Here is a 19,847-nt window from a genome sequence, read left to right on the forward strand (position 1 = left end):
GTCGGCGTCAGGGGGTGGTGAAGGCGAGGGCCCCGGAGCCCTCCCGGCCGACGGCCCACACGGTGTTCGTCTCGGGGACGGTGGTGAGGCCACTGAGGACCAACCCGTAGGAGGGGCCGAACTCCACGCGCGTCCACGCGCCGTCCCGGTACCGGTGGAGCCACCTGTCGCCGCCGGTCACCCAGACCGTGCCGGACGTGTCGACGGCGAGATCCTCGAAGTAGCCGCGCAGCGGGTAGTCGTCGGGGAACGGGAAGTCGGTCCACGCGTGCCCGTCCCAGTGGACGAGGGCCGTCGCGGTCGCGGCCCAGACGTCGTCCCCGGCCAGCGGGACGATCGCGCTGAACGCGTTGACCACGGGGGCCGGTGGGACGCTCGTCCAGGACGTCCCGTCGAAGCGCGCGGCGGCCCGGACGGCGGACGGGCCGAGCCCGGCCGCCCACATGGTGGTGCCGTCCCGCGACGCCTGGAGGTGGGTGACCTTCACCATCCCGGTGGGGAGATCGACGGCCGTCCACGTGCCGCCGGTGCGCCGGAAGAGCCGGGGCTCCTGCTCGTCGTCGGTGAACCCGGCGATCCAGGTTCCCCCCGTCCCCGTGCCGACGGCGTCGAGTTGGAAGCCGGGCGGCAGCTCGACCTTCTGGAAGGCGCTCCCGTCGAACCGCGCCAGGAAGTCGGTCTCCCACCAGATCCCGATCTCGGCGATCCACGTCTCGCCCGCCGCCGAGGCGATCCGGTTGATCGGCCCCGTGCCCGTCCAGCCGTTGATCGGGTACTCGGTCCAGGACGTGCCCGTCCGGCGCCGCACGACCGGGTTCCCGTCGCTCCGGGCCACGCAGCCGATGATGACGACCGGCACGCAGTACGCACCCTGGTGCCCGCCGACCCACACACCGCCCTCGCCGTCCGGGACCACCTCGCTCAGCGCCGCGTCGGGCCACAGGAAGGGCAGCGGCACCGCACCCCACCCGGTTTCGGCGGCACGCGCCGTCCCGGGAACCCCGGCCACCACCAGGGAGGCCGCCAGCGCCAGACCGATGAAAGATCGCCTCATGAGGGCACTATGACGGCATACCACCCACAAAGCCAGTGTTTGCTGGCATCTTCCTTCGACGGGGTGCCTCGACACAGCCCCCGGCCGCCGGGCGCGTGTACCGGGACTGGCCGGGAGCGGGGGCCTGGGGCGGCCGGTCGGTCAGTGGACGGGGCAGACCCGCCTGCGGCGTCACCACGAACATCATCACTGTCCAGTGGACGACTTCGTGGATCGAAGGACGTCTGCGTGTCCTTGGCTGACGAGGTGGGTTGTGGTCAACTAAAGTCGTTGAGCATTCGAGACGGGGAGGACCTGACGATGCTGAACGACACGGGGGCCGGGGGCGTGGCGCCGGGGGCGGCGCTCGCCGACAAGGTCGAGTGGCTCATCCGCAACCAGTGGCCCGCGGAGGCCGGGCCCCCGCGCAACAACGTCGAGACCGCGGCCGCGATCGCCCGCGCCACCGGCGAGGACATCTCCTCCACGACGGTGTGGAAGCTGCGCACCGGACGGCAGGAGAACCCGCAGCTCAAAACGCTGACGGCGCTCGCGACCTTCTTCGGCGTCCCGATCGGGTACTTCGGCTTCCCGGTCGAGGCGGCCCCGATCGAGGACGACCTCACGTTCAAGGCACTGCGGCGCGAGGTCGAGCACGGGGCCATCCCCGCCGAGGTGCTGCGGGCGCTCGTCGACCTCTCGGCGGACGCCCGCTGGGTCGTCCACGAGATGATCCTCGGCGCCGCGGCGGCCGACCGGCGGCGCGGCGAGGTCGGCTGACGTCAGGGCGGGTCGGTGCGCCAGAGGGTCGGGGTCGTGCCGTTCGTCCCGGTCGCGAGGAGTTCGTCGCCGAGGGCCGTCAGGCCGGTGATGCGCTGCGAGCCGTCGCCGGTCAGGCCGTCGCCCTCGGGGCGCCGCACCTCCCACGACCTGCCGTCCGCCGAGGTCCACAGCGCGACGTCGGAGGTGCCCGACGGGGTGCCCGCCAGGACGAACCCGCTGTTCGTCGCGGCGGACGCGGTGATGGCCGAGGCTTCGAGGGTGCTCAGCGTCCACGTCTTCCCGGCGTCGGCCGAGACGCCGACGAGGTTGCCGTCGCCCGTCGCCACCAGGACGTCGCCCCGTGCGATGACCTTCGTGAGGGCGCCCGAGGCCTGGGGGAGTCGCACGGGCGTCCACGTCGTGCCGTCCGCGGACGTCCAGGCGGCCGGGACGTTCGCCGCGCTCTCGCCGACCGCGGCGTATCCGGCGCTCGTCGCGACGACGTCGCGCATGCGGCCGTCGCCGAGGTCGCCGGTGCCCTGCGTCCAGGCGGTGAGGTCGGCCGAGTGCCAGGCGGCGGGCGCGCCGGACGCCGCACCGACGACGACGTAACCGGACGTCCCGTACGTGGCGCCCGACATGTCGGGCTTGTCGGCCTTCGGGGCGGTGGCGGGGGCCCAGGCGGCGCCGTTGGCCGAGGTGACCAGTACGCCACCGCCCGCGGCCACCCAGCCCTTGGGGCCGTGTGCCGCGTCGGCGAGCCGTTGCACTCCCGGGCCGCCGAGCCCGTCACCGCCCGCGCGCGTCCACGACTCGCCGTCCCGGGTGTGCCACACCGCCGCGTCGCCCGCGCCGCTGCCGATCGCGAGGGTCGTCCCGCCGCCCGACAGCAGGCGGGTCAGGGTGCGGTCGGGGGTGACGGCGCCGGGGACGGCGAGGAGGTCGATGTCGTCGTGCCGCGCCCCGGGCGCCGTGAGGTACGCCCCGTTGTCCTGGGTGCCCGCCACGAGAACGCCCTTGGGCAGCGCCGCCGTCGTCGTCGCGTTCTTGCCGTCGCCCTCGAGGCGCTCGACCGACTCCCACTTCACGCCGTCGTCGCTGCGCTGCACCGCGAGCCGCCCGTCGGTGAGCGGGACGAGCGCCGTCAAACCACCGGACGTCCCGTTCAGCGCGGCGAGCCGGTCGTAGGTGCGGCGGTCGATGACGCTCGCGCGGTTCCAGCCCACGCCGTCGGCCGACCGGTAGAACACGGCCCGGCGCCGGTCGCCGCTCTTGCCCTCGCGTGCCGCGAAGAACCCGCCGGGGCCGTTCGCCAGCGCCACGACCGGCCCGTACGAGCCGTCCGCCTCGGGAACCTCGGCCCGCGTCCAGGTGCCGCCGTTGTCGGCGGACCGCCACAACTCGCCCTCCTCGGTGAGGACGACGAGCGCGCCACCGGCCGCCGCCACGCTCGCCGGCGCCCCCTCGACGGACGCCGCGACGCGCTGCCACGCGGCGCCGTCGGCGGACGTCCACAGCGTGGGCTTCCCATCGTGGCCGGAGCCCGCGGCGGCGAAGCCGTTCGGCGTCGCGGTGAGCGAGGTGACGGTGTCGCCCCGCTGGAAACCCTGCGGGGCCGCCCGGTGCGTCCACGTGCCGCCGTCGGTGCTCGTCCACACGGCCACGCCCGCCGGGCCCGCGCCCAGGGCCGCCCACCCGTTGCCGGAGGCCGCGACGACGCGCGGCACGTCGAACGGGCTCGCGGAGCCCTCGCGCCGCACCTCCGCGACGCGCCACTGCTCCGCCGCGTCGGACGACACGAGGATCTGGCCGCGCGGACGATCCACCGTCTCGCTCCCGACCGTCACCGCCGTGTCCCCGCTGACCGCGACGCTCGTGATCGCCTGCTCGTGCCCGTCGTACAGAGCGGCCTGGACGGCGAAGACGCCGCTCGCGTCCGTGGCGCCGTCGGCGGCGGGACCGCTGCTCACGCCCGGAACGCCCTCGCCCTTCAGCAGGTACGCGACACCCCCCGCGATGAGGGTGGCGACGGCCGCGACCGCGATGCCCGAACGCATGCCCGGCCGGAACACGCGCTGCCCCGGCGGCCCCGGAGGCGTCGGCATGCTCTGCGGCCGATCGAACGCGGCGGGCGCCGCGGCCGCCGGTGGATCGGACGCTCGCCCCGGCGCCTCGCGTACCCGCGCTTGGCCTTGGCCGGGTAGCAGGGCCTCGCGCATGTGCGTCTGTTCTTGGGCGGGTGGTGCTCCGGGCGTGGGTGCATGCGCGGGCGGCGTGGTTTCGTGCACGCGTGATTGGTCGTGTGCGGGTGGCGCTTGTGCGGACGGTGGGGCCTCGCGTACGCGTGCCCGGCCCTGACCGGGTGGTGGTCCGGGCGCTGTGGGCGCTTGCGGCGGGGACTGGGGTTCGGGGCCGCGCCCTTCTTCGTGCGTCGCGGGTGCGTGTGCGGGCGGTGGGGCTTCGTGGGCGCGTGCGGGCGGCGCTTGCGCGGGGGGTGGGGCCTCGCGTACGCGTGCTCGGTCCTGGGCAGGCGGCGCGGGCTGCGGTTTCGCGGCGAGCCACGGGACGGTGCCCGCCGTCGGCTGTGGCGCGGTGAACCTCGCGGGCGGCGCTTCCTCGCCGGTCCGGACGACCCATTGCGGGCCCGTCCCGCCGGGGCCGGGCGGCTGCGGGTCCACGCGGGTGGCCGACGCGTCGTCCCGTCCGGGCGGGGCCTCGGCCGGGGGCTCCATCACCGGTCCGGGCGTGGGCGCCGGGTCGGCCGGTGCCTGCGGGACGGACGCGGTGGTGCCGGGAGCGCCGGCCGGAGGCGCTGCGGGCGCGGTTCCGCGCGGTGGGGCGGACGGAGGGGAAGTGGGTGCCTCGTGACCAGGAGGGGTCGGCGCCTGTGATGGTTCGGTGGGTCGGGGCGTGTCTGCCGGGGCGGACGTGGCCGCGTCCGTGACCGAGTGTGGCGCGGGCGGTGCCTCGTGGGCTGGAGGGGCCGGTGCCTGTGGTGGCGCGCCGGGCTGGGGGGCGTCGGCCGGGGCGGGCGCGGTCGCGTCGCCGGCCGGGCTGGTTGCGGGCGGTGCGGCGGTCCGGGCGGTGTCGGTCCGGGTTGCCCGCCCGCCGCCGGGCCCGCCGAACGCGCGCTCGCCGGGCGTGCGTGGGGCGGTAGTCGCGCCGAACTCGGGGATGGGGCGCGTGTCGTCTCGACCCGGCGGCGGTGCGGAGGGGGCCGTGTCGCCGGGTGGTGCAGGTGTGGCGTCCGCGGCCGGCCCCGGTGATCCGGGCGTGGTCGCGTCCGTGGTCGGGGATGCCCAAGGTGCGGGCGGCGGTGGGGCGGGGGGACCCCACGGCGCGGGCGGCGGGACCGGAGCCTGGGGAGACGGGGGCGTGGCCGCGTCCTCGGCCGGCGGGGCGGGGAGGGCGTTGGGGCGCGTGGGGGCCGTTCCGCTCGGCGGGGCGGACGGTGGCGGGGCGGACGGTGGCGCGGCCGCGCGGGACGTGCGCCAGCTCGCGACGAGCTTGTCGTCCTCGGTGCCGTCGGAGACGCGGCCCCAGCTCGGTGGTGGGGCGTCGGAGGGACGCCCGTCGTCATTCGTGCTCACGTTCGCCCCCCTTGCGATGGCACAAAAGCGAAGTGTACGGAAACTCGGTCAAGCGTAGGAAGTGCCCGGTGCGGGGCCGCATGTTTTCCCGTGGGCCGATCAGGTACATGGTCCCCTACCGGCCCCTGGGACAGGAGGGAAGATGCCCCCTTACGTCGCGCTCCTCTCGGTCGCCGGGCTCGCGGGCGCGGTCATCGCGGCGGTGTACGCGGCGTCCGCCCTGGTGGCTCCCCGCACGGTCGAGAGCGGGCCCTTCCTCTCCGGGGCGTTGCCGCGGGAGCACGCGGTGTCGCGGTACCACGTGCGCTGGTACACGGTCTCGATGGTGTTCCTCGCCTTCGACATGGAGATGGTCTTCATGTACCCGTGGGCGCTGGTCGTCGCGTCCGTGGGCGTGAAAGCGGTCGTGGAGATGTTCCTGTTCCTCGCGCTGCTGCTGGTCGGCGTCCTGTACGCGTGGCGGGAGGGGGCACTGCGATGGACGTGACGGAAGTGTCGCGGCGCCATTCGATGCATTTCCCGCCCGTTTCCCCGGTCGGTCTTCTTGACAGCACACGGAATGGAATGTCGCGGTGGACGTGACCCGGATGCTGCGGCGGTACGCGGCGCCGCGCCCGTTCGTGGTGCCGGCGGCGGATGGGACGGGCGCGCGGCTGGCCGTCGAGGCGGACATGCGGGCGCGCGGGTGGCGGCGGGCGGCGTCGCCGGGGGAGACCGGGCTGCTGGTGGTGTGCGGGAATCCGGGCCCGGAGCTGGAGCGGGCGATCGGCACGGTGTGGCGGTCGATGCCCGCGCCGCGGCGGCGGGTGTCGAGCCTGGACGAGGTGACCGGCGATGCCGGGCCCGCCGAGCCGCCGGACCTCGGTGAGGTGGGCATGGCCGATCGGGGCGACGACCGGGACGGGTTGCGGCTCGACGTGCTGCACGTGCCGCTCGGGCCCGTCCTGCCGGACTGGCCGGCGGGGGTGCGGCTCGACGTGGCGTTGCAGGGCGACGTCGTCCAGGAGGCGCACGTCACGGTGCTGGAGTCGGCGCCGGGGTACTGGCGGGACGGGCGGGCGCGGCGGCTGGACGCGGTGGCGCGGCTGCTGCGGGTCGCCGGGTGGGACGCGGCGGCCGAGCGTGCGGCGGTCCTGCGGGACGCGGCGCCGGCGGAGGAGGACGCGGCGTTCTGCCGGCGGGTCGCGAGGTCGCGGACGCTGCGGTGGATGACCCGGGGCGTCGGGGTCCGGGACGGGCGGGACGTCCACGACCGGCTGTCGGGGTGGCTCGACGAGATCGCGGGTGGGGAGGGGGCGGCGGACGGGGAGCCGGTGGAGGTCCTGCCGGAGCTGGTCGCGGGCGAGGAGCTCGGACGGGCGCGGCTGATCGTGGCGAGCGTGGACGTCGATGGCTGAGGTCGCGGTGCTGGGGGTCCTGGCGGTGGCGGCGGCGTCGCTGGACGCGCTGCTCGGCGGGCGCTCGTGGGACGCGCCGTGGCGGGAGGCCGCGCGGCTGCTGGGCACCGCGCGGCGGACGACCGTCCGGTCGGACGTGCTGCTGATGCGGACGGGCGTGGTGGTGCTGCCGGTCGCGGCGGCCCTCGCGGCGGCGGTGGTCCCGCTGGGCGGGGGCGCGGCGGCCGGGGTGCCGGTGAGCGTCGTGTGGTTCAACGCGCTGGAGGTCGTCGCGTGGGCGGCGGTGTGGCTCGTGGGGTGGGGGACGAACTCGGCGTTCGCGCTCGTGGGCGGGTACCGGTTCCTCGCGCAGGGGCTCGCGTACGAGCTGCCGCACATGTTCGCGCTGATCACGGCGGCGCTCGCGGCGCACTCGCTGGACTTCCGGAAGATCGCGGCGGCGCAGGACGGGCTGTGGTTCGGCGTCTGGATGCCGGTGGCGTTCGCGGTGTACCTGGTGTCGGCGCTGGCCATGACGTTCTGGGGGCCGTTCGGGCATCCGGTGGGCGACGACGTGGCCGGGGGAGCGGCGCTGGAGCTGTCGGGGGCCGACCGGCTGGTGTTCTTCGCGGGACGGTACGGGCTGCTGGCGGTCGCGGCGGCGGCCTCGGTGCCGCTGTTCCTCGGGGGCGGGGCGGGGCCCGTCCTGCCCGGGTGGGCGTGGTCGGCGGTGAAGGCGGCCGCCGTGCTGGCGCTGCTGGTGTGGGCGCGGCGGCGGCTGCCGGTGCTGCGGATGGAGCGGTTCATGACGGCGGCGTGGACGGTGCTGATCCCGGCCGTGCTGCTGCAGATGCTCGTCGTGGGAATCGTGGTGGTCTGAATGGTCTGGGCGGTCGGGACGCTGGGCGCCGTGGCGGTCGCGTTCGGCGTCGCGGTGTTCGCCGTCGACTCGATGGCGCGGGCGACGTTCGCGCTGCTGGCGTCGTTCCTGTGCACGGGCGGCCTGCTGATGCTCGCGGGCCTGCACTACCTGGGCGTCCTGGTGGTGCTGATGATGATCATGGAGATGCTGGTGATGGCGGTCTTCATGGTCATGTACATGATGAACCCGGCCGGGCTGATGCCGATGTCGATGCTGCACAACCGGCGGGGCGCCCTGGCCATCGCCGGGACGGCGTTCGCGGCGATGGTCGCGGGGATCTTCGCGGTGCCGTGGCCCGAGCGGGAGGGGCGCCCGCGCGGCGATCCCGCGGTCGCGCTCGGCGAGGCGAGCATGGGCCCGAAGATGCTGGTGATGATGGTGATCGGCGTCGCCATCCTGGCCACCATGATCGCGACGGTCGCGCTGGCGCTGAAGTCGGGACGGTACGGCGATGGCGCTTGAGGCGTTCCTGGTCGTGGCGGCGGCGCTGTTCTGCGTCGGGCTGTACGGGGCGCTGTCCCAGCAGTCGATCGTGATGCTGATGATGGGCCTCGAGCTGATGGTCAACGGCATCCTCGTCGCGGCGGGCGGGTTCTGGTACGCGGTGCGGCCGGTCGTGGACGGGCAGGTGCTGGTGCTCGTGGCGATCACCGTGATGGCGCTGGAGATGGCGATGGGGTTCGCCGTCGTCACCGCGCTGTTCCGCGCGCGGGACGTGGACGTGACCGACGACGCGGGGGACCTGAAGGGATGATCGCCGTAGTCTGCGGGGCGCCGCTGCTGGCCGGGGCGCTGCTGCTCGCCGCGGGCCGGAGGGCCGACCGGGCGGCGCCGGTGGTCGGCGTCGCGGTCGCGACCGCGGTGCTCGGGCTCGCGGTCGCGGCGGCGGTGGCGCGGCCGGCCGTCCGGTTCGCGATGCTGCCGGGGACGCCGGGAGGGCTCGCGGTGGACGGGCTGTCGGCCGCGATGGTCGTGACCGTCGCGGCGATCGTGCCGCTGATCCTGCTGTACGCGGCGGCCGAGCGGTTCGGCGCGCGGTTCTTCGGGCTGATGCTGGTGTTCGCGGGCGCGATGCTCGTCACGGTGACGGCCTCCGACCTGCTGTTGCTGCTGATGGGATGGGAGGTCATGGGCGCGATGTCGTACGCGCTCATCGGCTACCGCTGGACGGACGAGTCCGTGGTGCGTTCGGCCGATGTCGCGTTCGTCACCACGCGGGCGGCGGATACGGGTCTTTACCTCGCGGCCGGGTTCGCCTTGGCGGGGACGGGTTCACTGGAGCTGGAAGCTTTGGGGACGGCGGAATCGCCGTGGCTCGACCTCATCGCAGTGGGCGTCGTCGTGGCGGCACTGGGGAAGTCCGCGCAGCTTCCGTTCTCGTTCTGGCTGTCGCGGGCGATGGCCGGCCCGAGCGCCGTTTCCGCACTGCTGCACTCCGCGACCATGGTCGCGGCAGGGGGCTACCTGCTGCTGCGCCTGCACCCCCTCCTGGCGGAGAGCGGGTGGGCCGGTGCCGTCGTTTCGTGGGCGGGGGCGCTCACCGCGCTCGTGCTGGGCGCCGTCGCGCTGGCGCAGCGGGACCTGAAGCAGCTGCTGGCGGCCTCGACGTGCTCGCAGATCGGGTTCGTGGTCCTGGCGGCGGGTGCCGGGTCGGTGGCGGGCGGCGCGCTGCACCTGGTCGCGCACGCGGCGGTGAAGAGCCTGCTGTTCCTGTGCGCGGGCGTGTGGCTGGCCCGGCTCGGCACCCAGCGGATGGACGAGCTGCGCGGGGCCGCGCGCAGGATCCGGTGGGTCGGTGTCACGTTCGCCTTGGGTGCGCTCGCGCTGGCCGGGGTGCCGCCCCTGTCGCTGTGGTTCACGAAGGACGCGGTGCTGGCGGCGGTGCTCGAACGGTCGCCCGCGCTGTTCGCGGTGGGGACGGCGGCGTCCGTGGTGGCCGCCGGGTACGCGGCCAAGGCGATGGTCGAGGTGTGGGCGCGGCGCGGCGGCGGGGAGCGCGAACGCGTGCCTCTGCCGCAGGCGCTCCCGCTGGGCGTGCTGGCCGCTGCCGCGTGCGTGGCGGGGTTCGCGGTCCCGTTCGACGGGTGGTGGCAGGTGCGGCCTCGTCCGTCCGCGTGGGAGCTCGGGCTGTCGGGTGTGCTCGCCGTCGGGGCGGTCGCCGGGGTCGCGGTGGCCGGGCGGGGCCGGGAGCCCGCATGGGGACTGCGGTGGCTGTACCTGGAGCGGTCGGCGCACGCGGGCGTCGTCCGTCCGGTCTTCGCCCTGGCGCGGGGGCTGGCGCGGTTCGACGACCGGGTGGTGGACGGGACGGTCGTGGCGGTGGCGCGCGGGGGCCGCCGGCTCGCGGGGTTCGCCGGACGGGACGTCGAACCCCGCGTGGACGGGCCGGTCGCGGCCGTCGGGCGCGGTGCGCGGGCGCTCGGCGCGCTCGCGCGGCGCCCGCAGACCGGGCAGGTCCACCTGTACTACGCGCAGGCGGCCGTGGTGCTCGCGGTGCTGGTCCTCGTCGCGATCCTGGCGGGGTGAGCGCGTGCTCTCACTGGCGATCTTCCTGCCGCTGGCCGCCGCGCTGCTGCTGCCGGCCGTCCCGCGCCGCGCCGTGCCGTGGACGTGGGTCGCGGTGAGCCTCGCCGAACTGGCGCTGGTCGCCGGGATGTGGGCCGCGCACGGGACGCGCGACGGCTTCTCGTTCGAGACGGACGTGCGGTGGATCCCGTCCGTCGGGGCCGGGTACCACGTCGGCGCGGACGGACTGTCGCTCCCCCTCCTGACCTTGACGGCGCTGCTGTTCGCGGCGTGCGCGGTGTACTCGCTGGGGCAGGAGCGACGCGGGCGGGCGTTCGCGATGGCGTTCCTGTTCCTGGAGACGGTCTGCCTGGGCGTGTTCGCGGCACTCGACCTGCTGCTGTTCTTCGTCTTCTTCGACCTGTCGATCGTGGGGATGTACTTCGTCATCCTCGTGTGGGGTCATGCGGGCGCCGCGCGCTCGGCGTTGAAGTTCTTCCTGTACACGTTCCTCGGGTCGCTGGTCCTGCTCCTGGGCTTCATCGGCCTGTACCTGGGCGCCGACCCGCACACCTTCGACATGGTGGAGCTGACCCGCGACCCGCCCCTGGAGGACGCCCCGACGGCCGCCGGGCTCACGCTCCTCGCCCTCGGCATCGGTCTCGGCATCAAGACGCCGGTCGTCCCGTTCCACACGTGGCTGCCGCCCGCGCACACCGACGCGCCCGCCGCCGGGTCGGCGGTCCTGGCCGGGGTCATGCTGAAAATGGGCGGGTACGGGCTCGTCCGGATCGCGATGCCGATGCTGCCGGACGCGTGGCGCCGGTACGCCCTGGCCGTCCTGATCGTCGGGCTCGTGTCCGTGCTGTACGGGGCGCTCGTCGCGCTGGCGCAGGACGACGTGAAGCGGCTCGTCGCGTACACGTCCGTCAACCACATGGGCTACGTCGTGCTGGCGCTCGGCGCCGCCGGGTACGCGGGCGGGACGGACGCCGGCGCGCGGCTCGCGGTGACGGGGGCGGTCACGCAGATGGTGAGCCACGGGCTGATCACCGGCGCGCTGTTCCTGCTCTGCGGCGTCCTGCACGCGCGGGCCGGGAGCTACGACCTGCGGCGGTTCGGCGGCGTCGCGCGGGCCGCGCCCGTGTTCGCCGGGACGCTCGCCGCCGCGGCGTTCGCGTCCCTCGGGCTGCCCGGGCTGTCCGGGTTCATCGCCGAGTTCCAGATCTTCGCCGGGACGATCGGAACGGGCGCCGCCGCGACCGCCGTGACGGGCGCGCTCGCCGTCCTCGGCATCGTCGTCACGGCCGGGCTGTTCCTGCGCGTGCTGCACCGGCTGCTGCTCGGCGGGCCCGGCGAGCTGACCGGACGGGTCGGCGACCTGCGGCGCCCGGAGGCGGTGGCGATCGTCCCGCTGCTGGCGTCCTCGCTGCTCATCGGCGTCCTGCCGGGCCCGCTGCTGGACACGATCGGGCCGTTCTCCGCCGCGGTGACCGGGTGGGTCGCGCGGTGACGATGAACGAGAACCCGGCCGATCTCGCCCCGGAGCTGTGCCTGCTCATCGCGGCCGTCCTCGGCCTGGTCGGCGGGATGTTCCTGCCCCGGACGGGCCAGTGGCGGGTGGCCGCGATCGGCGCGGCGGGCGCGGTCGCCGGGCTGGCCGCGGCCTGCGTCGCCGCGACGCGTCCCGACCTGGCGGCGTTCGGGTCGTTCGCGGTCGATCCCGTCACGCACGTGACGCGGATCGTCGTGCTGGCGTCCGTCCCGGTCGTCCTGGCGCTCGCGGCCGTCCCGGTGCGGGGGCATCCGCGCGAGAGCGAGCACTACGTCCTGATCATGCTGTCCGCGCTCGGGACGATCATGCTCGGCGGCGCGACGGACCTGCTCGTCGTCGTGGCCGCCTACCTGCTGGCGAGCATCCCGGCCTACGCGCTCGCCGGGTTGGGCGGCGACGCGCCCGGCACCGAGGCCGCGCTGAAGTACTACCTGCTGGGCGCGTTCCTCGGCGTGCTCATGCTCGCCGGCGTCACGCTGCTGTACGGCGTGGCCGGGCGAACCGCGTATCCCCAGCTCAGGGCGGGGCTGGCGGCCGCGCCGGACGCGGCCGTCGCGGTCGGCGTCGTCGCCCTGCTCGCCGGGCTGCTGTTCAAGGCGGGCGCCGTCCCGGGGCACTTCTGGGTGCCGGACGTGACGCAGGGCGCGCCCCCGGCCGTCGCCGCGTTCGTCACGACCGTCCCCAAGATCGGCGCGTTCGCCGCGCTGTACCGGCTCGGCGCGGAGGCGCTCCCGGACGGCGCGGGCGGGTGGCCCGTGCTCGTCGCGGTGCTCGCCGCCGCCGCGATGACGCTCGGGAACCTCGCCGCGTTCGGGCAGGACAACGTGCGGCGGCTGCTCGCGTACTCGACGGTGAGCCAGGCCGGATACCTGCTCGTGCCGGTCGCGGCGGCGGGCCGCACCGGCCTCGCCGAACCCGCCGTGCTGTTCTACCTCGGCGCCTACGCGGCGACGAACCTCGGCGCGTTCGCGGTCGTCCTCGCCATCGGACGGGACGACCTGCGCGGCTACACCGGGCTGCTGCGGGCCTCACCGGTCACCGGGCTCGCGCTGGCGGTGTGCCTGCTGGGCTTCGTCGGCACGCCGCCGACCGCCGTGTTCGCCGCGAAGGTCCTGATGTTCGGCGCGGCGATCGACGGAGGCCTCGGGTGGCTCGCGATCGTCGCGGCGGCGAACACGGTCGCGTCCGTCTTCTACTACCTGCGCTGGATCGTCCCGATGTGCCGCGCGCCGGACGGCCCGTTCCGTCCGGCGCGCGGCGCGTCGATCGTCGCCGCCGGCGCCGCCGCGTTCTCGGTGCTGCTCGGCGCCGGCGCCGGCGTCGCGCTCGCCGTGTGACGCCACCGGCCGGGCCGCGTCAGACCAGGCGCTCCAGGACGGTGATCTCGCGGGACGCGAGGCGGGCGAGGCAGTCGCCGACGACCAGCTCCTGGAAGTGCGGGCTGGCGCGGTGCGCCTCGAACGCGGCGGCGTCCACGTACTCCTCGATGATCACGAACCGGCGGGCGTCGGCGGAGTCGACGTGGGCCTGGTACGTGAGGTTGCCCGGTTCGTCCCGGGACGGCGGGGTCATCCGGCGGACGATGTCGGCGACGGCGGCCTCCTCGCCGTCCCGAGCGGTCCACACGGCTTGCACTATGTAGCTCATGACCAGGCACTTTAAGGGGGCGGCCGGAGCAAACGGGCATCGAGGTGTGTCGGTTGACACACCGGACGTCCACCTCGTAACCTCCGAGCGTTCGACAGGCACAGACGAAGACATCCCTGTCAGTGGTCTTCGTGCTGTGCCTTTTCGTTCTGCCGACCGCTGGCAAGGGCTTCCACCCCCTGAAAGGCGGCGGGCATGAACGACGCCCCATCGAGCACGGCCGTCATCCGCAACGCGGGTGACGTGGCCGGGCTCATCGACACGCTCAAGGCCCTGCGCGGCCGGACGAACTGGATCTGGTTCCTCGCCCTGGCCGGGCTCTTCCTGGACGCCTACTCCAACGCGGCGCTCGGGGCGGGCCTGTCGACGATGGTCGACCAGCTCGAGCTGTCCCCGACCCAGGTCAGCGTGCTGACGGCGATGGCCCCGGCCATCGCGATCGTGTCCAACCCGTTCGGCGGCTGGCTCGCCGCCCGGATCGGCCGGCTCAAGCCGCTGCTGATGACCAAGGTCATCTTCGGTGTCGGCGCGCTGCTGACCGCCGTCGGCTCGGACTTCCTGACGGTCTTCCTGGGCCGCGGGCTCGTCGGCATCGCCTACGGCATCGACTTCGCCGTCGCGATGGCCCTGCTCGCCGAGTACACCCCGGCCAAGCTCAAGGGCAGGCTCAACTTCTGGCAGGGCGTCTGGTACACCGCGACCACCACGAACCTCGCGCTGACCCTGCTGTTCTACTCGTTCGACGTCGGCGCCGACATCTGGCGCTGGTCGGTGGCCTCCTCGGCGGTGTTCGCCGTGGTGCTGCTGGTGGGCCAGCTCGTCTTCCTCGTCGAGAGCCCGACCTGGCTCGCGTCCAAGGGACGGCTGACCGAGGCCGCGGCGAGCCTCCGCAAGATGTACGGGTTCGACGTGCGGGCCGGGGAGCCCGACGGAGCCGAGGCCGCCAAGGCCCGCCACCAGGTCGGCTTCAAGGACATGGGCGTCCTGTTCCGCGGCTCCTACCTGCCGCGCACCGTCCTGTCCACGATGATCTCCCTGACGCAGGGCATGCAGTACTTCGCCGTCGGCTGGTACCTGCCGGTGATCAGCCTGGAGCTGTTCGGCGAGCAGTTCGAGAAGGCCACCCTCGGCTCGATGATGTTCAACGCGGTCGGCATCGTCGGCGGCTGCCTGTCCGCCTACTTCGGCCGCCGGATGGGCCTGCGGATCAGCTCCATGGCCGGGTACGCGGTCGTGTTCTTCGCGCTGCTCGTCATGGGCGCCACGTTCAAGGAACTGCCGGTCTTCCTCGCCGCGCTGCTGCCGGTGCTGTTCATCTTCTTCCACTCGGCCGGCCCCGGCCCGAACGGCAAGTCGATCGCCGCGCTGTCCTACCGCAGCGACATCCGCACCCTCGGGACGGGCGTCACCGGGATGCTCGGCAGCTTCGGCTCCGTCGCGGGCCTGTACCTGTTCCCGCAGCTGGAGTCCGGTCTCGGCATCGGCACGAGCCTGATGCTGCTGTCAGCCGTCCCGCTGGTCGGCTTCATCACCTGCGTGATCATCAAGTGGGAGCCGACCCGCACCACCATCAACCTGGAGGAGGAGGCCATCGGCCTCAGCCCCCGCCAGACGGTGTCCGTCTGATTCGCGCCCGTCCGCACGGAAAGGACCTTCGCTGATGATCGGGGAACGCCGCCGCGGCGTGCTGAGCATCGATGAGGGCACCACGGGCACCCGCGCCGCCGTCGTCCGCGACGACGGCGGCGCGGCGGCCCCCGCCTACCTGCCGATCTCGGTCCGCTCGCCCGACCACCTGCGGGTCGAGCAGGACGCCGCCGAGATCTGGGCGAACACCCTCGAGGTGTGCCGCCGCGCCCTGGCCGGGGCCGCCGCCGAGGGCGTCGAGGTCGTGGGCGTGTCGGTGTCCACGCAGCGCGCCACCGTCCTGGTCTGGGACACCGCGACCGGCGAGCCGCTCAGCCCCGCCGTCGTGTGGCAGGACCGCAGGTACGCGGCGCGGCTGCGCGCGTTCGAGCCCGAGTGGGACGCGCGGCTCACCGAGCGCACCGGGCGTCCCGTCGGGTCGCGGGCACCGCTGCTGTGGGCCGCCGAGGAGATCGCCCGGAACGGCGCGGCGCGCCGCGCCCACGAGCGGGGACGGCTCGCGTTCGGGTCGGTCGACACCTGGCTGGTGTGGAAGCTGACCGGCGGGGCGCGGCACGTCATGTCCGCGACGAACGCGGTCGCGGCGGGCGCCTACGACCTGCGCACCGGCGGCTGGTACGAGCCGTGGGTCGACGCCCTCGGCTGCCCGCGCGACGTCCTGCCCGAGATCGTCGACGACGACGCCGACCTCGGCGGCACCGACCCGGCGGTGCTCGGCGCGCGGCTCCCGATCCTGTCGGCGATGGGCGACCAGCACGCCGCGATGATCGCGCTCGGCGCGCACCGCCCCGGCCAGGCCACCTGCGTGCACGGGACCGGGACGTTCGTGGACGCCGTCACCGGCGACCGGCCGCCCGCGCACGCCCGCGCCGTCCCGGGGATCCTCACCCTCGTCGGCTGGCGGTCGCGCGGGACCAGCGTGTTCAGCGTGGAGGGCTACGCCTCCACCACCGGCTCGGCGATGCGCTGGCTCTGCGAGGAGATCGGCCTGTACGAGTCGCCCCGCCACCTCGCCGAGCTCGCGCGCGAGCACGACGGGCCGTCGGACGTCCTGTTCGTCCCGGCCCTGGCGGGGCTGCGCACCCCGGCCTGGGTGCCGGAGGCCACCGGGATCCTCACCGGGCTCAGCCTGTCCACCACCCGCGCCGAGCTGGCCCGCGGCATCCTCGACGGCTTCGCGCACTCGGTGTGCGACCTGCTCGAAGGCGTCGAGGCGGCCGGCGGCGCGCCCGTCACCGACCTGTTCTGCGGCGGGGGCCTCGCCGCCAGCGACGTCCTCATGCGCAGCCAGGCCGACCTCATCGGGCGGCCGGTGCGGCGCGCCCCCGGCAACGAGACGGCCAGCCTGCGCGGCACCGCCTACCTGGGCGGGGTGAAGGCCGGGCTGTGGCCCGACCTCGCCACCGCCGCCGCGCTCGACGACGCCCCCGTCTTCGAGCCGGCCCTGCCCGGCTCCCGGCGGGAGGAGGCCCGCGCCGCCTGGCGCGGCCTCCTCGCCCGCCACCTGCCCCCCACCCCGCCCCCGTCCGACACGTCCACGTCCGACCCGAGTACGTCACCGGAGGAATCGAAGCCGTGATCCGACTGCCCGAACGCAAGGCGAGATCCGAGACGCGGAACGCCATCCGCCGGACCCCGCTGCTCCTGGACCGCGCGCGGCAGGTCGAACGGCTCGCCGCCCGGCCCGTCGACGTTCTCGTCGTCGGCGGCGGGGTGACCGGCTGCTACGCCGCGCTGGACGCCGCCACCCGCGGCCTGACGGTCGCCCTCGTCGAGCGGGACGACTTCGCCTCCGGCACGTCGTCCAAGTCGTCCAAGATGGTGCACGGCGGGCTCCGCTATATCGAGCAGGGCAACCTGCCGCTGGTGCGCCGCTCCCTGCTGGAGCGCCAGCGGTTCCGCCGCAACGCGCCCCACCTGGTGCACCGGCTGCCGTTCGTGTTCCCCGTCCTGACGCAGGACGGCGTGTTCGACCCGAAGACCGCCAAGGCGTTCGAGGGCCTGCTGTGGACCTACGACCTGGCCGGCGGCTGGCGGATCGGGCGGCTGCACCAGAAGCTCACCGTCCCCGAGGTCCTCACCCGGGCGCCGAAGCTGCGCTCCGACCGGCTCAAGGGCGGGCTGCTCTACTACGACAGCCGCACCGACGACGCCCGGCTCACGCTGACGATCGCGCGGACCGCCGCGCACTTCGGCGCGACCGTGCTCAACGGCGCCGCCTGCACCGGCCTGATCCGCGAGGACGGACGGGTGCGGGGCGCGACCGTCGAGGTCGACGGGCGCCCGATCGAGGTCCGCGCCGGCGTCGTCGTCAACGCGACGGGCGTCTGGTCCGACACGGTCGACGCGCTGTCCGACCCGGCGCACGAACCGTCCGTCCGTCCCGCCAAGGGCGTCCACATCGTGGTGCCGTGGACGCGGCTGCCCATCGACGGGACCGTCACCGTCCCCGTCCCCGGACGGGCGCGCCGCGCGACCTGCACCCGCTGGGGCGACGTGGTCGTCGTCGGCACCACCGACACCGACTACGACGGGCCGCTCGACGAGGTGCTGTGCACGAAGGAGGAGATGGAGTACCTCCTGGACGGCGCCAACACCGCGTTCGACGCCGACCTCACGCCCGCCGACGTCGTCGGCTCGATCGCCGGGCTGCGCCCGCTCGTCGGCGCGAAGGACGGCAAGGCGGGCGCGACGCTCGACATGAGCCGCGACCACCGCGTCACCACCGACGCGCAGGGCATGGTCACCGTGACCGGCGGCAAGCTCACCACCAGCCGCCACATGGGCGAACTCGTCGTGGACGAGGCGCTGGGGGTGCTCGGCCGCAAGGCCGCCTGCCGCACCGCGAAGCTGCCGCTGCTCGGCGGCGCCGGGTACGACGCCGAGGCCACCGCGGCCACCGGCGGGACGGGCGCCCACCTGGGCGAGCGCTACGGCACCGAGGCGCGCTTCGTCGCCGCGCTGTTCGCCGAGGACCCCGACCTGGCCGAACCGCTCGTCGAGGGCGCGCCCTACCTGCGCGCCGAGGTCGTCTACGCGGCGCGCTGCGAGCTGGCCCGGTCGGTGGACGACGTCCTGTCGCGCCGCACCCGGATGCGGCTGTTCGCGCGGGACCTGTCGGTGCAGGCCGCCCCTGAGGTCGGCCGCCTGCTGCGGCGGGAGCTGGGCCTGCCGGGCGACGAGGTCGCGCGGCAGGTGGAGGAGTACGTGTCCGGCATCGACCGGGAGAAGACCGTTCTGATGGAGGGACTTTCATGATCAGCAGGCAGACCGTCACGCACCCGTTCAACCGCGGCGACTACGTCGTCGGCGCGCCCACCCCGCCGCGCTGGGCCGCCGACTGCCCGCCCGGGGACGGCCCGGCCAGCCTGCAGGGCGAGGTCGTCGCGGTCCCGGACGCCGTCGTGGCCGAGCTGCGCGCCGCCGCCGCGGCCGTGCACACCGAGCGGGACGAGGTCGTGCGGCGCACCCGCGACTGGTGGGCGGGCACGTCCATCGGCGAGACCGACGGCGCCCCCGCCACCCCGGACGCCGTGATCGTCGAGGCCGCCGACGAGGACCAGGTCGCGGCCGTCGTCCGCGTGTGCGCCGAGCACGGGATCCCGCTGACCGTCTCCGCCGGGCGCAGCAACGTGCTCGGCGCCGCGCTGCCGGTCCACGGCGGCGTGGTGCTGGACGTGTGCCGACTGAACTCCATCGTCGCGTTCGACGCCGAGTCGATGATCGTCGAGGTGCAGGCGGGCATGTTCGGCGACCTGTTCGAGAAGGAACTCCAGGAGGTGCACGGCGCCACCACCGGCCACTGGCCGTCGGCGTTCGCGATCTCCACGGTCGGCGGCTGGGCCGCCTGCCGGGGCGCCGGGCAGCTCTCCACCCGCTACGGCAAGATCGAGGACATGGTGGCCGGGCTGGACGTCGTCCTGCCCGACGGGTCCACCGCCTCCTACGGCACCTACCCGCGCGCCGCCACCGGCCCCGACCTGCGGCAGCTGTTCATCGGCTCCGAGGGCACCCTCGGCGTGATCACCCGGCTGCGGCTGCGCGTCCACCGGCTCCCCGACTACGCCAAGGCCCTGGCCTACGGCTTCGCCACGTTCGCCGAGGGCCTGGACGCCTGCCGGGAGATCCTGCAGCGCGGCGCCACCCCCGCCTGCCTGCGCCTGTACGACGCGCACGAGAGCGGCACCCACTTCGGCGAGCCCGGCACCAACCTGCTGCTGATCGCCGACGAGGGCGACCCCGCGATCGCCGACGCCACGATGGCGGTCGTCGCCGATGTCTGCACCGCCGCGGCGTCCGTCACCCTGGACGGCGACGCGGTGTTCGAGCGCTGGCTGGACGAGCGGATGCTCGTCGGCAAGTCCGGCGACGGCTTCGCGAAGGGGCCGGGGTTCGTCGCCGACACGTGTGAGATCGCCGCGCCGTGGTCGTCCCTCTCCGCGATCTACGCCGAGGTCGTCGAGGCGATCGAGGCGGTGCCCGGCACGCTGCGCGCGTCCGCGCACCAGTCGCACGCCTACACCGACGGCGCCTGCATCTACTTCTCCCTGCGCGGCGACGTCGAGCGCTCCCGCCGCCGCGAGTGGTACCGGGCCGCGTGGGACGCGGCCAACGACGTCCTGATCCGGCACGGCGCGGCGATCAGCCACCACCACGGCGTCGGCCTGCTCCGGTCCCCGTACATGGAGAAGGCCCTCGGCAGCGGCTTCGGGACGCTCGCGCTGGTCAAGCGGGCACTCGACCCGGCCGGGATCATGAACCCGGGCAAGCTGGGCCTCCCGTCCCGCTTTGGAGCGGGTGCGTAGCATTT

General features: G+C 74.6%; 16 protein-coding genes. 13 read left to right on the plus strand and 3 right to left on the minus strand.

Features of this window, described 5'->3' with window-relative positions; all coding sequences use genetic code 11:
- Positions 1-7 precede the first annotated feature (7 nt).
- The gene (locus F7P10_RS33500) at positions 8-1,054 is read right to left on the minus strand and encodes a hypothetical protein (RefSeq protein WP_151015649.1); all 1,047 of its coding nucleotides are present in this window, start codon (positions 1,052-1,054) and stop codon (positions 8-10) included.
- Positions 1,055-1,324: 270 nt separating this feature from the next.
- Here F7P10_RS33500 and F7P10_RS33505 point away from each other — a divergent pair, with 270 nt between their 5' ends.
- Positions 1,325-1,813, plus strand: coding sequence for a helix-turn-helix transcriptional regulator (locus tag F7P10_RS33505; RefSeq protein ID WP_151015650.1), 489 nt, complete (start codon positions 1,325-1,327; stop codon positions 1,811-1,813).
- 2 nt (positions 1,814-1,815) lie between these two features.
- Here the strand turns inward: F7P10_RS33505 and F7P10_RS33510 are convergent, their stop codons facing one another.
- Positions 1,816-3,900 (minus strand): hypothetical protein, encoded by a 2,085-nt coding sequence (locus tag F7P10_RS33510; protein WP_151015652.1) that lies wholly within the window; start codon positions 3,898-3,900, stop codon positions 1,816-1,818.
- Positions 3,901-5,527: 1,627 nt separating this feature from the next.
- Between F7P10_RS33510 and F7P10_RS33515 the strand changes: the two genes are divergently transcribed.
- The 8 genes from F7P10_RS33515 (at position 5,528) to F7P10_RS33550 (ending at position 13,080) form a co-directional block, all read left to right on the plus strand.
- Positions 5,528-5,872: an NADH-quinone oxidoreductase subunit A gene (locus tag F7P10_RS33515; protein WP_151015654.1), complete on the plus strand. Its 345-nt coding sequence runs from the start codon at positions 5,528-5,530 to the stop codon at positions 5,870-5,872.
- 85 nt (positions 5,873-5,957) lie between these two features.
- Positions 5,958-6,782: a hypothetical protein gene (locus tag F7P10_RS33520; protein WP_151015656.1), complete on the plus strand. Its 825-nt coding sequence runs from the start codon at positions 5,958-5,960 to the stop codon at positions 6,780-6,782.
- Complete coding sequence (locus F7P10_RS33525; RefSeq protein ID WP_151015658.1) at positions 6,775-7,641, plus strand: NADH-quinone oxidoreductase subunit H; 867 nt, start codon at positions 6,775-6,777, stop codon at positions 7,639-7,641. Before F7P10_RS33520 ends, F7P10_RS33525 begins: the two co-directional genes overlap by 8 nt.
- A complete protein-coding gene (locus tag F7P10_RS33530) occupies positions 7,642-8,145 on the plus strand; it encodes an NADH-quinone oxidoreductase subunit J (RefSeq protein ID WP_151015660.1) in 504 nt (167 codons plus the stop codon).
- Complete coding sequence (gene nuoK / locus F7P10_RS33535) at positions 8,135-8,437, plus strand: NADH-quinone oxidoreductase subunit NuoK (RefSeq protein ID WP_151015662.1); 303 nt, start codon at positions 8,135-8,137, stop codon at positions 8,435-8,437. The genes F7P10_RS33530 and nuoK overlap by 11 nt, the downstream gene beginning before the upstream one ends.
- Positions 8,434-10,209, plus strand: a complete 1,776-nt coding sequence (locus F7P10_RS33540) for an NADH-quinone oxidoreductase subunit L (RefSeq protein WP_151015664.1) — start codon at positions 8,434-8,436, stop codon at positions 10,207-10,209. The genes nuoK and F7P10_RS33540 overlap by 4 nt, the downstream gene beginning before the upstream one ends.
- A 4-nt stretch (positions 10,210-10,213) precedes the next feature.
- Positions 10,214-11,701, plus strand: a complete 1,488-nt coding sequence (locus F7P10_RS33545) for a NuoM family protein (RefSeq protein ID WP_151015666.1) — start codon at positions 10,214-10,216, stop codon at positions 11,699-11,701.
- A 2-nt stretch (positions 11,702-11,703) separates the two neighbouring features.
- Positions 11,704-13,080, plus strand: a complete 1,377-nt coding sequence (locus tag F7P10_RS33550) for an NADH-quinone oxidoreductase subunit N (protein ID WP_151015668.1) — start codon at positions 11,704-11,706, stop codon at positions 13,078-13,080.
- A gap of 19 nt (positions 13,081-13,099) precedes the next feature.
- Here F7P10_RS33550 and F7P10_RS33555 read toward each other — a convergent pair whose 3' ends face one another.
- Positions 13,100-13,390 carry a putative quinol monooxygenase gene (locus F7P10_RS33555; RefSeq protein ID WP_151015670.1) on the minus strand — a complete coding sequence of 97 codons (291 nt, stop codon included), beginning with the start codon at positions 13,388-13,390 and terminating at the stop codon, positions 13,100-13,102.
- 195 nt (positions 13,391-13,585) lie between these two features.
- Here F7P10_RS33555 and F7P10_RS33560 point away from each other — a divergent pair, with 195 nt between their 5' ends.
- Genes F7P10_RS33560 through F7P10_RS33575 form a run of 4 tightly spaced genes read left to right on the plus strand, consistent with a single transcriptional unit; the run spans position 13,586 to position 19,842 of the window.
- Positions 13,586-15,016 carry an MFS transporter gene (locus F7P10_RS33560; protein WP_151015672.1) on the plus strand — a complete coding sequence of 477 codons (1,431 nt, stop codon included), beginning with the start codon at positions 13,586-13,588 and terminating at the stop codon, positions 15,014-15,016.
- A 34-nt stretch (positions 15,017-15,050) separates the two neighbouring features.
- Entirely contained in the window at positions 15,051-16,616 is a 1,566-nt protein-coding gene (locus tag F7P10_RS33565) for an FGGY family carbohydrate kinase (RefSeq protein WP_151015674.1), read from the plus strand.
- Positions 16,613-18,295 (plus strand): glycerol-3-phosphate dehydrogenase/oxidase, encoded by a 1,683-nt coding sequence (locus F7P10_RS33570; RefSeq protein ID WP_151015676.1) that lies wholly within the window; start codon positions 16,613-16,615, stop codon positions 18,293-18,295. Before F7P10_RS33565 ends, F7P10_RS33570 begins: the two co-directional genes overlap by 4 nt.
- Positions 18,292-19,842, plus strand: coding sequence for an FAD-binding oxidoreductase (locus tag F7P10_RS33575; RefSeq protein ID WP_151015678.1), 1,551 nt, complete (start codon positions 18,292-18,294; stop codon positions 19,840-19,842). The genes F7P10_RS33570 and F7P10_RS33575 overlap by 4 nt, the downstream gene beginning before the upstream one ends.
- The last annotated feature ends 5 nt before the right edge of the window (positions 19,843-19,847 follow it).

Source organism: Actinomadura sp. WMMB 499, assembly GCF_008824145.1.
Taxonomy (GTDB): Bacteria; Actinomycetota; Actinomycetes; order Streptosporangiales; family Streptosporangiaceae; genus Spirillospora.

Excerpts from the sequence above, each read along its gene's own strand:
- F7P10_RS33525 (WP_151015658.1), top strand. The coding sequence starts at position 6,775 with ATGGCTGAGGTCGCGGTGCTGGGGGTCCTGGCGGTGGCGGCGGCGTCG.
- F7P10_RS33540 (WP_151015664.1), top strand. The coding sequence starts at position 8,434 with ATGATCGCCGTAGTCTGCGGGGCGCCGCTGCTGGCCGGGGCGCTGCTG.
- nuoK (WP_151015662.1), top strand. The coding sequence starts at position 8,135 with ATGGCGCTTGAGGCGTTCCTGGTCGTGGCGGCGGCGCTGTTCTGCGTC.
- F7P10_RS33510 (WP_151015652.1), bottom strand. The coding sequence starts at position 3,900 with ATGCCGACGCCTCCGGGGCCGCCGGGGCAGCGCGTGTTCCGGCCGGGC.
- F7P10_RS33565 (WP_151015674.1), top strand. The coding sequence starts at position 15,051 with ATGATCGGGGAACGCCGCCGCGGCGTGCTGAGCATCGATGAGGGCACC.
- F7P10_RS33555 (WP_151015670.1), bottom strand. The coding sequence starts at position 13,390 with ATGAGCTACATAGTGCAAGCCGTGTGGACCGCTCGGGACGGCGAGGAG.
- F7P10_RS33575 (WP_151015678.1), top strand. The coding sequence starts at position 18,292 with ATGATCAGCAGGCAGACCGTCACGCACCCGTTCAACCGCGGCGACTAC.
- F7P10_RS33550 (WP_151015668.1), top strand. The coding sequence starts at position 11,704 with ATGAACGAGAACCCGGCCGATCTCGCCCCGGAGCTGTGCCTGCTCATC.
- F7P10_RS33515 (WP_151015654.1), top strand. The coding sequence starts at position 5,528 with ATGCCCCCTTACGTCGCGCTCCTCTCGGTCGCCGGGCTCGCGGGCGCG.
- F7P10_RS33560 (WP_151015672.1), top strand. The coding sequence starts at position 13,586 with ATGAACGACGCCCCATCGAGCACGGCCGTCATCCGCAACGCGGGTGAC.
- F7P10_RS33530 (WP_151015660.1), top strand. The coding sequence starts at position 7,642 with ATGGTCTGGGCGGTCGGGACGCTGGGCGCCGTGGCGGTCGCGTTCGGC.
- F7P10_RS33500 (WP_151015649.1), bottom strand. The coding sequence starts at position 1,054 with ATGAGGCGATCTTTCATCGGTCTGGCGCTGGCGGCCTCCCTGGTGGTG.